Source organism: Nigerium sp. (genome assembly GCF_039811905.1).
Lineage (GTDB): Bacteria > Actinomycetota > Actinomycetes > Propionibacteriales > Propionibacteriaceae > Propioniciclava.
Map to the genome: position 1 here is coordinate 1 of NZ_JBDHZL010000067.1, position 14,115 is coordinate 14,115.

Below are 14,115 nucleotides of genomic sequence, written 5' to 3' on the forward strand. Positions count from 1 at the left end.
GCAGGACGCGTCCGACGCCGATGTTCCAGCGAGGCAGCTGGGCGGGCATGAACGGTTCCTTCCGGTCGACACGGTGTCGCTCACTACGCTAAATGCGCCCGGGGGCGTCCTCGACCTTCGGCAGCGCCGTTCTCGACCACGGTCGGCACGATCGCGACCTTCGTCGCGACGATCGTCCGGCGCGCTGGCGCCGGCGCGCCCCTCGCCCGGGGCAAGCCGGACGCCCGAGGCGTCCCTGCGCGACGTCGCCCCCGGGCAAATGCGGACCCGCTCAGAACCCGGGGTGAACCTGCACATTCTCCCGCGCACGAAGTTGACATGCGGTAGTCTTCTCCCTATGGTCCGACCATAGCATTTCTTAGTCAGACCACTAGGTCTCGGAACGACGGAGTTCATCATGCTTCTGGAAGTCTTCCGGCCCGCCACCGATCCGCTCGGGGCCCAATGGCTCTCGGCACTCGTGGCTGCCATCCCCATCATCGCGATGCTCGTCACGCTCGGCGGTCTCCGCTGGAAGGCCCACCTGGCTGGGCCCTTCTCGTGGGTCCTCGCGTTCATCGTCGCCATCACCGCGTACCGCATGCCGGCGGCCATGGCGCTGTCGACCAGCGTCCAGGGGTTCATCTACGGCATCTTCCCCATCGTCTGGATCCTGCTGACCGCGATCTGGATGTATGAGGTCACCGTGGCGTCCGGGCGCTTCGACGACCTCCGCCGCACGTTCTTCCTGATCAGCGACGATCCCCGCGTGCTCGCGCTGCTGATCGCGTTCTGCTTCGGTGGCCTGCTGGAGGCGCTCGCCGGCTTCGGCGCGCCCGTCGCGATCACCGCCGCCATGCTCGTGGCGATCGGGTTCTCCCCCCTGCGCTCGGCGCTCATCGCCCTGCTCGCCAACACCGTGCCGGTCGCGTTCGGCGCGGTCGGCCTGCCGGTGCTGATGGCGGCCCGCAGCGGTGGCTTCGAGGATGTCTTGGCGATCTCTCCCATCACCGGACGCCTGACGGCGATCATGTGCCTCGTCGTGCCGTTCCTCCTCCTCGCCGTCATGGACGGCAAGAAGGGCCTCGCGCAGTGCTGGCCGTTCGGTCTCGTCGTGGGCATCACCTTCGGCATCACGAAGTGGATCGTCTCGGCCACCCCGCTCTACAACCTCACCGAGGTCTTCGCGGCGGTCGTCAGCGTCGGCGTCGCGATCGCGTTCCTCCGGTTCTGGCACCCGACGGGCGGCCACGAGGCGACCGAGCGCATCGGCGTCCCGATCGACCAGTCCATCGAGGGCAAGCGCAAGCCGCTCTCCGCCGAGTCGGCGGACGCCCCCACCCTGGACGGCGGGCGCATCTTCATGGCCCTCGTTCCGTACCTGCTCGTGATCGTCGTGTTCGCTCTCGCGGCCCTGCCGCCGGTCAAGGCGGCCCTCGCCGCGACCGACATCAAGGTCGGTTGGCCTCTGCTCGCCGACCTGCAGACGTCCGCGGGGGCTCCGTCGGCGCACATCGCGTACACGTTCGCGTGGGCGTCCACCCCCGGCATCCTGCTGGCGCTGGTCGCGATCGTGACCGGCCTGATCTACCGGATGTCCCTCGGCGAGATCTTCACGGTGCTGGTCGTCAACGCGAAGAAGCTGCGGTTCGCCATGCTGACCATCGGCTCGGTCGTCGCCCTGGCCTACGTCATGGGCGACTCGGGCCAGACGCTGGCCCTCGGGCTGTTCTTCGCCGGCGCCGGCGCCCTCTACCCGTTCATCGCGCCGGTGCTCGGCTGGATCGGGACGTACGTGACCGGCTCCGACACCTCGGCCAACATCCTGTTCTCCGGGTTGCAGTCGAGCGTCGGCCAGCAGATCGGCGCGGGGAGCCATCTGGGCGTCGAGGACATGCGGGCCCTGCTCGTCGGCTCGAACGCCGCCGGCGGTGTCGTCGGCAAGATGATCTCCCCGCAATCGCTCACCATCGCCGCGACCGCCATCGGCATCGCGGGCTCCGAGTCGATCATCCTGCGGCGCATCATCGGCTGGAGCTTCGTGCTCCTCGCCCTGCTCTGCCTGCTGTCAGGCCTCATGTCGACCCCCATCCTCAGCGGACTCCTCCCCTGATCGAAAGGCACACCATGACCGCTGCACCACACGTCGCCATCTTCGCGACCTGCATCGCCGACACCATGAAACCCTCGATCCCGGTCGCCACCGTGCACCTGCTCGAGCGGCTCGGCTGCCGGGTTTCCTACCCGGATCGTCAGACCTGCTGCGGGCAGATCATGACCAACACCGGCTACTTCGACGAGGCCATCCCGACGGTCCGCAACTACGTGGAGAGCTTCGGCGACTACGACTACATCGTCGGGCCGTCCGGCTCGTGCGTCGGCTCCGTCCGGCACCAGCACGAGATGCTGGCGCGCGAGGCGGGCGACGAGGGTCTCGCGAAGGAGGCCGCCGCCGTCGCCGGGCGCACCTACGAGCTCTCGGAGTTCATCGTGGACGTCCTCGGGCTCACCGACGTCGGTGCGTACTTCCCGCACCGCGTCACCTACCACCCGACCTGCCACTCGGTGCGCGTCGCCCACGTCGGGGACCGGCCGATCCGGCTCCTCACCGCGGTGAAGGGCATCGAGTACGTCGAGCTGCCGAAGTCCGAGCAGTGCTGCGGCTTCGGGGGCACGTTCTCGATCAAGAACCCCGACGTCTCGATCGCGATGGCGACCGACAAGGCGGCCAACGTGAAGTCGACGAACGCCGAGTACCTGGTCATGGGTGACTACGCCTGCCTGATGAACGTGGGGGGCATCCTGCACCGCGAGGGCTCCCCCATCAAGACGATCCACCTCGCCGAGATCCTCGAGCACACCGAGAAGGAGCAGTGATGACCGACACGACCACCCGACGGACCCCCGAGCCGGGGACGTGGACCGACAAGCCCTTCCCGCTCGCCGTCAAGCCGGCCCTGGCGAACACCCAGCAGCGCGACAACCTGCGGCACGCGACGACGACGATCCGTGAGAAGCGAGCCGTGCGGGCGTCCGAGGTGCCGAACTGGGAAGAGCTGCGGACCGCCGCCGAGCACATCAAGGACCGGGTGGGCCGCCACCTGGACACCTACCTCGTCCAGGCCGAAGAAGCGATGAAGGCCGCCGGCATCACCGTGCATTGGGCGAGGAACGGCGACGAGGCCAACCGGATCGTGGCGTCCATCGCCACGCAGAAGGGCGTCGACGAGGTCGTGAAGATCAAGTCGATGGTGACGCAGGAGACCGAACTCAACGAGTACCTGGAGTCCCAGGGCATCGCGGCCTGGGAGACCGACCTCGCCGAGCTGATCGTCCAGTTGGGCCACGATCTGCCCAGCCACATCCTCGTCCCGGCGATCCACCGCAACCGCGACGAGGTGCAGCACATCTTCACCGAGGAGATGGGCCGCTACGGCACGCCCGCGCCGGAGGGCATCTCGAACAACCCGGCCGAGCTCACGAACGCCGCGCGGGGGCACCTGCGCGAGAAGTTCCTGCGGGCGAAGATGGCCGTCTCGGGCGGCAACTTCATCGTCGCCGAGACGGGCACGCTGGTCATCGTCGAGTCCGAGGGCAACGGGCGCATGTGCCTGACGCTGCCCGAGACGCTCGTGTCGGTGGTCGGCATCGAGAAGATCCTGCCGACGATCGAGGATCTCGAGGTCTTCCTCAAGCTGCTGCCGCGTTCGTCCACCGGCGAGCGGATGAACCCGTACACCTCGATGTGGACCGGCGTCACCCCCGGCGACGGCCCGCAGGACCTCCACGTGATCCTGCTCGACAACGGCCGCACCAACGTGCTCGCCGACCCGCAGGGGCGGGCGGCGCTGCGGTGCATCCGCTGCTCGGCCTGCCTGAACATCTGCCCGGTCTACGAGCGCGCCGGCGGCCACGCCTACGGCAACCCGTACCCGGGCCCGATCGGGGCGATCCTCGGGCCGCAGCTGCGCGGCCTTGAGGATCCGAAGGACCGGGCGCTGCCGTTCGCGTCCTCGTTGTGCGGCGCCTGCAACGAGGTGTGCCCGGTGAAGATCCCGTTCACCGACATCCTCGTGCACATGCGCCACAAGGTCGTCGAGTACAAGACGTCCAAGCATCCGACGGGCGAGCAGGCCCTCATGAAGAGCGCCGGCTGGCTGATGGAGCGGGGCAGCCATCTGGCCACCGCCCAGGTGGCGAGCAAGGCCGCCGGCCGGGTGTTCGGCACCCGCTGGATCGGCCCGATGCCCATCCCGCTCGCGTCGCGCTGGCTACGCGCCCGCGACGTGGACGCCCCACCGACCGAGACCTTCCGCATGTGGTGGAAGAAGAACCGCGAAGGAGGCGCGAAGTGAGCGCGCGCGAGGACATCCTGAACCGCATCCGCGAGGCCACGCGCGACGTGACCGAGTCGGATCCCGAGGTCGACGTTCCGATCGAGTGGGTCTACGGGCAACCGCTGGCCACCGAGGACGTCCTGGCCGACTTCGTCGAGAAGGTCGAGGACTACAAGGCCGTCGTGACCCGCTGCCCCGCGGGGAGCCTGCCGGAGACCGTCGCGAAGGCCCTGCATGACTGCGGCGCCGGCAGCGTCGTCGTCCCCGACGGCATCCCGGACGAATGGGTGGCCGCGCTCGAGGCGTCCGGGCTGACCGTCCGGCGTGACGACCCGCCGCTGTCCAGCGCCGAGCTGAACTCGATCGACGCCGTGTTGACGACGTGCGCGGTCGCGATGGCCGACTCCGGCACGGTGGCCCTCGATCACGTCGAGGGCCAGGGACGCCGCGCGCTCAGCCTGGTGCCGGACCGGCACGTCTGCGTCGTCCGGGCCGACCAGGTCGTGAGCGACGTCCCCGAGGGCATCGCGCGGCTGGCGCCGGGCATGCGCGAGGGCCGGGCCGTGACGTGGCTGTCGGGCGGATCGGCGACGAGCGACATCGAGCTCAGCCGCGTCGAAGGCGTCCATGGGCCGCGGCACCTGACGGTCGTCCTGGTGGAGGGGTGACCCTTCGCCTCTGACCGGGCACCACACCCGAGCGGACGCCGAGCGTCCGACCAGCACCGGTGGCGTGGGGATCGAGCGTGATCCCCACGCCACCGGCGCGTCCGGGGGCGGGCACGGTAGCCTGCACCGGGTGAGCGATGTGACCCTCGTGCCCGTGTCCCCCGAGATGAAGCCGACGTTCGTCTCTCAGATCCAGGAGGCCTTTCAGGTCAGCTTCGAGGACCTCAACGGCCCGTGGTCGCAGAAGATCCTTCCGGCCGAGGACGTCGAGCAGTCCTTCGCCGCTCCGGGCGCCGAAGCGTACTTCGCGATGTCGGGCGACGACGTGCTGGGCGGCGCGATCATCACGGCGGAGCCGGGCGGCGAGCGCGGCGAGCTGGCCCTGCTGTACGTGAAGGTCGGGTCCCAGGGCACGGGCACGGGCCGCGCGATCTGGGAGGGCCTGGAGGCCATGCACCCCGAGGTCTCCGTCTGGGAGACCACCACGCCGTACCACGAGAAGCGCGACATCCACTTCTACGTGAACAAGCTGGGCTTTCACATCGTCGAGTTCTTCCACCAGGGGCACCGTGACCCGCACCAGCACGGCGACCAGGTCGGCGGCATGCCCGCCGACGTGAGTTCGGAACTCTTCCGCTTCGAGAAGCGCCGCCGCTGACCCGTGTGTGCGTTTCTACCTGACCTACTCCACACTCTGATGTGGAGAACGTCAGGTAGAAACGCACACGGGGCGGGGGTCGGCAACCCGCGGCAAGAGACTTGATGCTTCAACTATCCGGGCGTAGCTTGTGGCCATGACCGATGGACGAACGACGCACGCGACGGCGTCCATCGGGCATGTCAGCTCCCGGGTCCTGGCCGCCGGCGATCGCGCGCTCTTCCGGCCCCTGGCCGGGACGCGCCGCCGTCACGTGGACTTCCTCCGCGTCGACAGCACCCTTTGTCATGCCTGACGAAAGCCGCCCCGCAGAAGCCGGTGTGCTCGTCACCTCCCGTCTCCCCTGCGTTGCGCGGGCCAACTCGGCCGCACGACCGCGCAGACCTTCCTCGTCGGCGCCCAGGAACCATCCGCAACCCCCGAACCACCGGACGCCCGCGGCGTCCCTTCAGGAGACTCCCATGAGTACCCCCACCGCTGTGAACGACCCCGTCGCCGCTCCCGGCTCCCCCAAGCGCCCCCGCGGGCTGCTGGGGGCCGTCGCCGGCAGCACGATGGAGGTCTTCGACTTCACCATCTACAACACGTTCGCCCCGTTCTTCGCGGCGGCGTTCTTCGTCGCGTCGCCGGGCAACACGACCGGCGCGTTCCTGCAGTCGCTGGCCGTGCTCGCGGTGGGCTTCATCGCGCGTCCGCTGGGCAGCCTGTTGTTCGGGCACATCTCCGACACCCGCGGACGCCGCGTCTCCCTCTACCTCACCTCGCTCACCGCGCTGCTCGGCACCCTGCTGATCGCGCTGTCGCCGACGCACGACACGATCGGGATCGGGGCGGCGATCGTCCTGGTCAGCGCCCGGATCATCCAGGGCCTGGCCCACGGCGGCGAGCAGCCGGCGGCCGGCGCGTACGTCGCCGAGGTCGCCACCCCGCGCACCCGCGGCGCCTGGTCGGCCTGGGTGTACATGTCGATCATGGCCGGCGGCGCCCTCGCGACGCTGCTCGGCGCGCTCTTGTCGAGCACCGTCGGCGCGGAGGCGCTGCGCGCCTGGGCGTGGCGCGTCCCGTTCTTCGTCGGCGCGCTCGGCAGCGTCGTCGCCCTGTACCTGGTGTGGCGCCTGCACGAGACCGAGGTCTTCACCGAGACGTCCGCGAACGTCGACAAGCCGTCGGTCTGGGCGGAGATGTGGGCCGCCCGGCGTCCGGCGTTGCAGATCATCGGGCTGACCATCGGCCTCACGATCGCGTTCCAGAACTGGGCCGCGATCGGCGGCTACCACATCGCGGTCTTCCACTCGAACCCGGCGCAGGTGCTCTGGGTCGGCGTCGTCAGCCAGGTGCTCGCCATCGGCGCGTTGCCCCTGTGGGGACGCCTCTCCGACCGCATCGGACGCAAGCCCGTCACCCTCATCGGCTTCGTCGGCCTCGCGCTCACGACCTACCCGTTCATGGCGTTCCTCGACGGCTCGTGGCAGCGGATGGCGCTCACCATGGTCGTGTCGTTCCTGCTGCTGTCCGCCCCGCTCTCGATCGCGCCGGCCCTCATGGCCGAGCTCGTGCCCACCAGCATCCGGACGATCGGCGTCGGCTTCTCCTACGCCCTCGCGACCGCGGTGTTCGGCGGCACCGTCCCGTTCCTGCAGACGTGGATCTCGTCCACCTGGGGCCCGCAGGACTTCGGCCTCTACGTCACCGCCGCCCTGGTCGTGTCGATCGTGGTGGCGCTCCGCATCCCCGAGACTCGGGGCAAGGATCTCGCCGCCGACGCGACGACGGCGTCCGATCGCACGCTCACGCCGGCCGCCCACGCCACGAAGGAGAACTGATGCCCGCCCACGATCACCTGAAGGCCGAGGCCGGCGCGAACGGCGAGTTCAAGCGGCAGGGCAACGCGTTCACGACGCCGTTCGGGGACGCCCCCGGCGAGCTGCCCGTCGAGGCCGGCCGCTACCGGCTCATCGTCGGCAAGCTGTGCCCATGGGCGCACCGGCAACTCATCGTGCGCGAGCTGCTGGGCCTCACGGACGCCATCAGCGTCGGCGTCGTCGACCCGATCCGCGGCGAGAACGGCTGGGAGTTCACCCTCGACCCGGGCGGCGTCGACCCGGTGCTCGGCATCCACGAGCTCCGCGAGGCGTACCTCGCCGCCGACCCGGGCTACGACCGGCGTCCGACCGTGCCGGCCGTCGTCGACCTGACGACGGGGGCGGTCGTCCAGAACGACTACCACCGGCTGACCCACTACTGGGAGACCGCCTGGGCGCCCCTGCACGCGCCCGGCGCGCCCGACCTCTACCCGGCCGGGCTGCGCGACCAGATCGACGAGATCTCCGCGTTCGTGTTCGAGCGCGTCAACAACGGCGTCTACCGGTGCGGCTTCGCCCGGACGCAGGAGGCGTACGAGGACGCCTACGACGTCCTGTTCGAGGCCCTCGACACGCTCGAGGTCCGCCTCGGACGCTCCCGCTTCCTCGTCGGCAACCAGGTCACGGACGCCGACGTGCGGCTCTGGGTGACCCTCGTCCGGTTCGACGCGGCCTATCACGGCGCGTTCCACTGCAACCGGCAGCGGCTCACCGAGTTCCCGAACCTGTGGGCCTACGCCCGCGAGCTCTACGCGCTGCCCGGGTTCGGCTCGACGACCGACTTCGACCACATCAAGCGCCACTATTACTCGATCCCGGTGGTGCGGTCGCAGTTCGGCATCGTCCCCAAGGGCCCCGACGAGGGCGCCTGGCGCGCGCCCACCGACCGCGCGGCCCGCTTCGGCGACGAGCCGCTGTTCCACGAGAAGACGGACGCCGCCGGCGTCCGCAGGCAGGAGGAAGCAGAAGCATGAGCAAGATCAGCGAGATGACCCGCGAGTCGGGCAGCCGGGGCAACTTCCAGCGGCAGTCCAACTCGTTCACGACGCCGTTCGGCGACGGCCCGGGCGAGCTGCCCGTCGAGGCGGGCCGCTACCGGCTCATCGCGGGCGCGATCTGCCCGTGGGCGCACCGGCAGGTGATCGTCCGGGAGCTGCTGGGCCTCACGGACGCGATCTCGCTGGGCTGGGTCGACCCGGTCCGCACCGAGAACGGCTGGCGGTTCGCGCTCGACCCCGACGGCCGCGACCCGGTGCTCGGCATCGAGTACCTCATCGAGGCCTACCGGGCGGCCGACCCCGACTACGACAAGCGCGGCACGATCCCGGCCGTCGTCGACGTGACGACGGGGGCGGTTGTCCAGAACGACTACCACCGGCTCACCAACTACTGGGAGACCGCGTGGAAGCCGTTCCACGCCGCCGACGCCCCCGACCTCTACCCGCTCGAGCTGCGCGACGACATCGACGCGTTCAACGCCCGCCTGTTCGACGAGGTCAACAACGGCGTCTACAAGTGCGGCTTCGCGGTCTCCCAGCAGGCCTACTCCGACGCCTACGACACCCTGTTCGCGGCGCTTGACCGGCTCGAGGAGCGGCTGGCGTCCCGCCGGTTCCTGTTCGGGGACTTCATCACCGACTCCGACGTCCGGCTGTACGTGACGCTCGCCCGCTTCGACGCCGCCTACTACGGGGGGTTCAAGGCGAACCGGCAGCGGCTGGTCGACTTCGAGCACCTGTGGGCCTACGCGCGCGACCTGTACCAGACGCCCGGCTTCGGCTCGACGACCGACTTCGACGGCATCAAGCGCGGCTATTTCGGGTCGCCGGGCGTGACGTCGGTGAACGGGATCGTCCCCAAGGGTCCGGACACCTCCGGCTGGGACGCCCCGCACGGCCGCGAGCGGCTGTCGGGGACGTCCGAGAAGTTCCGTCGCTGAGGCGTCCGGCATGAGGCTGTGGTCGCTGCACCCGAAGCACCTCGATCGCCAGGGGCTCACCGCCTGCTGGCGCGAGGCGCTGCTCGCGCAGGCCGTGCTCGCCGGACGCACCCGCGGCTACACCCGGCACCCACAGCTCGACCGGTTCCGGGCGGCCCCCGATCCCCTGGACGCCGTCGGCGCCTACCTGCGCGGGGTGCAGCGGGAGGCGTCCGGGCGGGGGTACCGGTTCGACGCGGCCCGCATCGACCGTCCGGACGCCGCCGCCTCGCTCACCGTCACCGACGGCCAGCTCGCGTTCGAGCGGGCGCACCTGGCGGCCAAGCTGGCGTCCCGCAGCCCGGACGACCTCGTTCGGCTTCCCGGCGTCGCCGAGCCGCACCCGCTGTTTCGCCTGGTCGACGGCCCCGTCGAACCGTGGGAGCGTCCCGCGGGCTGAGCGAGGACGGTCCGGTGCGGGTGTCGGCCCGACAGGCCCGGTCCGCGGCGGTGGCGGGCTGCCGGGGCCTCCCGGGTGGCCGTAGGCTGACCCCATGAGCACGGTCGAATCGGTCGCGGCGCGCCTACGCGCGGACGCGGCGTCCGGCGTGCTCGCCTCCGTGTGCGAACCGCTCGGCGTCGACCTGCTCGTCCTGTTCGGCAGCGCCCGCGAGACTCCGGGGAGCGCCCACGACGTCGATGTCGCCTACAGCGGTGTCCGCTACGGCGAGGCCGATCACCTCGCCGTCGTCAACGCTCTCGAGGAGCGCTACGGCGACCAGTTCGACGTGCTCGCCCTCGACCGCGCCGGCATCGTGGCCCGCTTCGAGGCGCTCGCCCGTGGGGACGTCCTCGTCGAACTCACCCCCGGCAAGTTCGCCCGGCGGCAGATGGCGGCGATGGGTGAGTTCTACGACACGCAACACCTCCGCGACCTCGCGCTGCGGGTGATGTCCGAATGAGCCCCCGCGACTACGCCGCAGGAGTGGTGACGGAGCGCCTCCTGATGATGCGGCAGCGTCTGTCCGATCTGGCCGAGGTGGGCGAGATCACCCCCGAACGGCTGGCGTCCGACCGGCTGCTGCGCCACGCGGTCGAACGCATCCTGACGCAACTCGTCACGTTGGCGACCGACATCAACGCGCACGTGGCCGCGACCGTCGCGTCGGTCCCGGCGGCCGACCTCCGAACGGCCCTGAGTGCGATCGCCCGGGCCGGGGTGATCTCCGAGTCCCTGGCGACGGCCCTCCGTCCGAGCATCGGCCTGCGTAACGTGCTTGTGCACGAATACCTCGAGATCGATCTGCGCCAGGTCGCTGCCGCAGCCGCTGAGGCCGCGCGCGACTACGCCGCCTACGTGCGGGACGTGTCGGCCTGGGCCCGTTCCGGGCCCGAGACGCACTGAGGCGACCGGGCTCCGCTACCGCGGCAGCTCGCAGGACGCCGTCCCGCCGGGCAGCTCGTGCCGGTGCGCGGCGACCCACGCGTAGACGGGGCGGGCCACCCAGGCGAGCGGCGGGCGTCCGATCAGCCACCCGGCGGCGCGCCAGCCGCCCGGGCAGGTCGCGAGGGCGGCGGCGACGGCGTCCGCGCCCCACCGGACGCCCGCGGCGTCCACGAACGGCACCTCCCGGCGCGCCCGCTCGGCGTCCACGCCGAAGCCGGCCAGCGCGGCGTCCGTCATCGGGCGAATCTCGCATCCGGGACGCCGCCGGCGCAGGAACTCCGCGCTACGCGTGCAAAACCCGCAGTCAGAGTCATACAGCAGGACGCCGCCGGCCGCCGGCGTGCTGCTCGCGGCGTCCGGATCGGGCCTCACCGCGGCCTCACCGGGCCGTGGCGAGGATCTGGTCGACGACGGTCCGCAGCGCGGTGACGGCCTCGGTCGTGCTCGGATCGGACGACCCGACGATCGCCTCGCTGGAGTCCTCGGCGTAGGCCACGACGGCGCCCTTCCGGACGAGCAGGTACGCCGTCCCGCCCGGACGCGCGCCCCACGTCCCCGACGCGTTCGTCTCCAGCGTGGAGTCGACGCGCAGCCCGACGCCCTGCTCGGTGCGGGTCTCCTGGGCGGCGTTCGCGTAGCGATGCTCGGCGTCGGTGGCGTTCGTGGCGACCGGGCAGGCGCGCGTGGCGTCCGAGACGCGGCCGACGAACCGCTCAGCGGACGCCGCGTCCGCGAACACCAGCACCCCCTCGGTCTGCACCGACTCGGGGCCCTCCGCGAACAGGAAGCGGCTGGCCGTCACGCCCTCGGGCGAGATCGGGTCGTCGCATCGCGCGAACTCGGGCAGGGCGGGCAGGGTCTCGTAGCCGTCCGCGGCGGCGTGCGGCAGCGCGAGCCCGGCGGGCAGCGTCCCGGTGTTCGCGGGCCGCGCGGGGGTCGGCGTGGGCGTCTGGGTGGGTGTCGGCGTCGGCGTCCGGGTGGGGGTGGGCGTGGGCGTCCGCGTGGGGGTCCGGGTGGTCTCGGGGGCGCGGGTGGGCGTCGGGCTGGCCGCCGGCATCGAGGGCGCCGGCGTGACCGTCGTGGGGCTCTCGACCGGGCTCGGCATCGCCGTCGGGGACGCCGCTGGCGCACAGCCGGACGCCACGAGCGCCGCCAGGACGGACGCCGCCGCGACCGCCGCCCGAGGCGTCCGATGTGTCCGAGATGTCCGAGATGCCTGGCGCGGGGCGCGATCTGAGGCGCGACGGGCGTCGCGCTCGCTGCTCGAACGGACGCCGCGACGGAGCGCGCCTCCGCGGCTCGACGGCGTGGTCAGCATGGTCATCCGCCCCCTTTCAAGGCCCTTCGGGACACGACTGTAACCCGCCGGGCGTCCGGTTCGGTGGTCACGAACCCTCGCCTGGGCGTAGGTTCGGGCCCGTTCTCCGGCGAAAGGACCCCCATGAGCCAGTCCCCCACCCAGCCCGTTTTCGACGGGATGGGCGCGATCGTGGGCCCCGACGGGTGCGGCTTCCGCGTCTGGGCGCCGCACGCGTCCGCCGTGTCGGTCGTCGGCGATTTCAACGCTTGGGCGGCGGACGCCGACCCGCTCGCCGGCGAGGGCAACGGGTACTGGTACGGCTACGTGTCGGGAGCGGGCGTCGGGCACGCCTACCGGTACTCGCTGACCCACGGCGACGAGACGTTCACCCGCGTCGACCCGTACGCGCTGGAGGTGACGAACTCCGTCGGCAACGGCGTGATCTGCGACGCCGACGGCTTCGACTGGGAGGGCGACCAGGCCCACTGCCCGCCCCACCACGAGCTCGTCATCTACGAGTTGCACATCGGCACGTTCGCGCCCGACCTGGGCGTCGGCGACTTCGCGGACGCCGTCGGCAAGCTCGACTACCTCAAGGAGCTCGGCGTCAACGCGATCGAGATCATGCCGATCTCCGAGTTCGCCGGCGACCTGTCGTGGGGCTACAACCCGGCGCACATCTTCGCCGTCGAGAGCGCCTACGGCGGCCCGGACGCCTTCAAGACCCTGGTGAAGGAGGCTCACCGACGCGGCATCGCCGTGATTCAGGACGTGGTCTACAACCACTTCGGCCCCTCCGACCTCAACCTGTGGCGGTTCGACGGCTGGAGCGAGAACGACAAGGGCGGCATCTATTTCTACAACGATGAGCGCAGCGCCACGCCCTGGGGCGATACGCGTCCCGACTACGGCCGCGAGGAGGTGCGGCGGTTCATCCGCGACAACGCGCTGTTGTGGCTCCGGGAGTACCACGTCGACGGCCTGCGCCTCGACATGACGCCCTACATGCGCAGCGTCGACGGCAACGGGTTCGGCCTGGAGGAGGGGATGTCCCTCATGCGCTGGATCACCGACTCGGTGCGCGAGGAGTTCCCTGGACGCATCGTCATCGCCGAGGACCTGCACGGCCACGACCGCATGACCGGGCAGGCGTCCGATGCGGCGGGCTTCCACGCCCAGTGGGACGCCGCGTTCGTCCACCCGGTGCGCGCGGCGATCATCGTCGCCGACGACGACCAGCGGTCGATGGGGTCGGTGGCGGACGCCGTCCGGCATGCGTTCAACGGCGACGCCCTGCAGCGGGTGATCTACACCGAGAGCCACGACGAGGTCGCCAACGGGTCGGCGCGCGTCCCGCACGAGATCGACGCGGCCGACGAGACGGGCTGGTGGGCGCAGAAGCGCTCGACGCTCGGCGGCGGGCTCGTGATGACGGCCCCCGGCGTCCCGATGATCTTTCAGGGCCAAGAGGCGCTCGAGGGCGGCTGGTTCTCCGACGACGACCCGCTCGACTGGCTGCGCGCCGACGACTTCCACGGCATCGCGCGCCTGTACCAGGACCTCATCGACCTGCGCCTGAACCGCGGCGGCGTCACGCGGGGGCTCACCGGCTCGGGGCTCAACGTCTTCCATGTCGACGAGGACGCCAAGGTCATCGCCTTTCAGCGCTGGGCCGAGCACGGGCCGGGCGACGACGTGGTCGTCGTCGCCAACTTCCATCGGGACGCCCGCGAGCGCTACCGCATCGGCTGGCCCGCCGGCGGCCTGTGGAAGCTCCGGTTCAACAGCGACGCGTCCGCCTACAGCGCGGCGTTCGGCGACTTCCCGACGTTCGACGTCGAGCCCTTCACCGAAGAGGAGGACGGGCTCGCCTTCCACACCGACCTCAGCATCGGCCCTTACAGCCTGCTGATCTACTCTCAGGACGCCTGAGCGCGGCGCGGCTC

Annotated in this window: 15 protein-coding genes; 13 read left to right on the top strand and 2 right to left on the bottom strand. The window is 70.9% G+C overall.

The window, feature by feature from the left end; all coding sequences use genetic code 11:
* Window positions 1–394: 394 nt before the first annotated feature.
* The 12 genes from WMJ97_RS10850 to WMJ97_RS10905 all read left to right on the top strand — a co-directional run bounded on the left by WMJ97_RS10850 (window position 395) and on the right by WMJ97_RS10905 (window position 10,827).
* Window positions 395–2,092: an L-lactate permease gene (locus tag WMJ97_RS10850; RefSeq protein ID WP_347349022.1), complete on the top strand. Its 1,698-nt coding sequence runs from the start codon at window positions 395–397 to the stop codon at window positions 2,090–2,092.
* 14 nt (window positions 2,093–2,106) lie between these two features.
* Window positions 2,107–2,856, top strand: coding sequence for a (Fe-S)-binding protein (locus WMJ97_RS10855; protein ID WP_347349008.1), 750 nt, complete (start codon window positions 2,107–2,109; stop codon window positions 2,854–2,856).
* A complete protein-coding gene (locus WMJ97_RS10860; protein ID WP_347349009.1) occupies window positions 2,856–4,334 on the top strand; it encodes a LutB/LldF family L-lactate oxidation iron-sulfur protein in 1,479 nt (492 codons plus the stop codon). The genes WMJ97_RS10855 and WMJ97_RS10860 overlap by 1 nt, the downstream gene beginning before the upstream one ends.
* The gene (locus WMJ97_RS10865; RefSeq protein ID WP_347349010.1) at window positions 4,331–4,984 is read left to right on the top strand and encodes a lactate utilization protein C; all 654 of its coding nucleotides are present in this window, start codon (window positions 4,331–4,333) and stop codon (window positions 4,982–4,984) included. The genes WMJ97_RS10860 and WMJ97_RS10865 overlap by 4 nt, the downstream gene beginning before the upstream one ends.
* 130 nt (window positions 4,985–5,114) lie before the next feature.
* Window positions 5,115–5,642 carry a GNAT family N-acetyltransferase gene (locus WMJ97_RS10870; RefSeq protein ID WP_347349011.1) on the top strand — a complete coding sequence of 176 codons (528 nt, stop codon included), beginning with the start codon at window positions 5,115–5,117 and terminating at the stop codon, window positions 5,640–5,642.
* 136 nt (window positions 5,643–5,778) lie between these two features.
* Window positions 5,779–5,937, top strand: coding sequence for a hypothetical protein (locus WMJ97_RS10875; protein ID WP_347349012.1), 159 nt, complete (start codon window positions 5,779–5,781; stop codon window positions 5,935–5,937).
* Window positions 5,938–6,103: 166 nt separating this feature from the next.
* A complete protein-coding gene (locus WMJ97_RS10880) occupies window positions 6,104–7,465 on the top strand; it encodes an MFS transporter (RefSeq protein WP_347349013.1) in 1,362 nt (453 codons plus the stop codon).
* A complete protein-coding gene (locus WMJ97_RS10885) occupies window positions 7,465–8,478 on the top strand; it encodes a glutathione S-transferase C-terminal domain-containing protein (protein WP_347349014.1) in 1,014 nt (337 codons plus the stop codon). The genes WMJ97_RS10880 and WMJ97_RS10885 overlap by 1 nt, the downstream gene beginning before the upstream one ends.
* On the top strand, window positions 8,475–9,443 hold the full coding sequence (locus WMJ97_RS10890) for a glutathione S-transferase C-terminal domain-containing protein (protein WP_347349015.1): 969 nt from the start codon (window positions 8,475–8,477) through the stop codon (window positions 9,441–9,443). The genes WMJ97_RS10885 and WMJ97_RS10890 overlap by 4 nt, the downstream gene beginning before the upstream one ends.
* 10 nt (window positions 9,444–9,453) lie before the next feature.
* A complete protein-coding gene (locus WMJ97_RS10895) occupies window positions 9,454–9,882 on the top strand; it encodes a pyrimidine dimer DNA glycosylase/endonuclease V (RefSeq protein WP_347349016.1) in 429 nt (142 codons plus the stop codon).
* Between the two features lie 94 nt (window positions 9,883–9,976).
* On the top strand, window positions 9,977–10,384 hold the full coding sequence (locus WMJ97_RS10900; RefSeq protein WP_347349017.1) for a hypothetical protein: 408 nt from the start codon (window positions 9,977–9,979) through the stop codon (window positions 10,382–10,384).
* The gene (locus tag WMJ97_RS10905; protein WP_347349018.1) at window positions 10,381–10,827 is read left to right on the top strand and encodes a DUF86 domain-containing protein; all 447 of its coding nucleotides are present in this window, start codon (window positions 10,381–10,383) and stop codon (window positions 10,825–10,827) included. Before WMJ97_RS10900 ends, WMJ97_RS10905 begins: the two co-directional genes overlap by 4 nt.
* A gap of 15 nt (window positions 10,828–10,842) precedes the next feature.
* Here WMJ97_RS10905 and WMJ97_RS10910 read toward each other — a convergent pair whose 3' ends face one another.
* Both WMJ97_RS10910 and WMJ97_RS10915 read right to left on the bottom strand, forming a co-directional pair.
* Entirely contained in the window at window positions 10,843–11,241 is a 399-nt protein-coding gene (locus WMJ97_RS10910) for a DUF393 domain-containing protein (protein WP_347349019.1), read from the bottom strand.
* 7 nt (window positions 11,242–11,248) lie between these two features.
* Entirely contained in the window at window positions 11,249–12,193 is a 945-nt protein-coding gene (locus tag WMJ97_RS10915; RefSeq protein ID WP_347349020.1) for a hypothetical protein, read from the bottom strand.
* Window positions 12,194–12,310: 117 nt separating this feature from the next.
* Between WMJ97_RS10915 and WMJ97_RS10920 the strand changes: the two genes are divergently transcribed.
* Window positions 12,311–14,101, top strand: a complete 1,791-nt coding sequence (locus tag WMJ97_RS10920; protein WP_347349021.1) for an alpha-amylase family glycosyl hydrolase — start codon at window positions 12,311–12,313, stop codon at window positions 14,099–14,101.
* The last annotated feature ends 14 nt before the right edge of the window (window positions 14,102–14,115 follow it).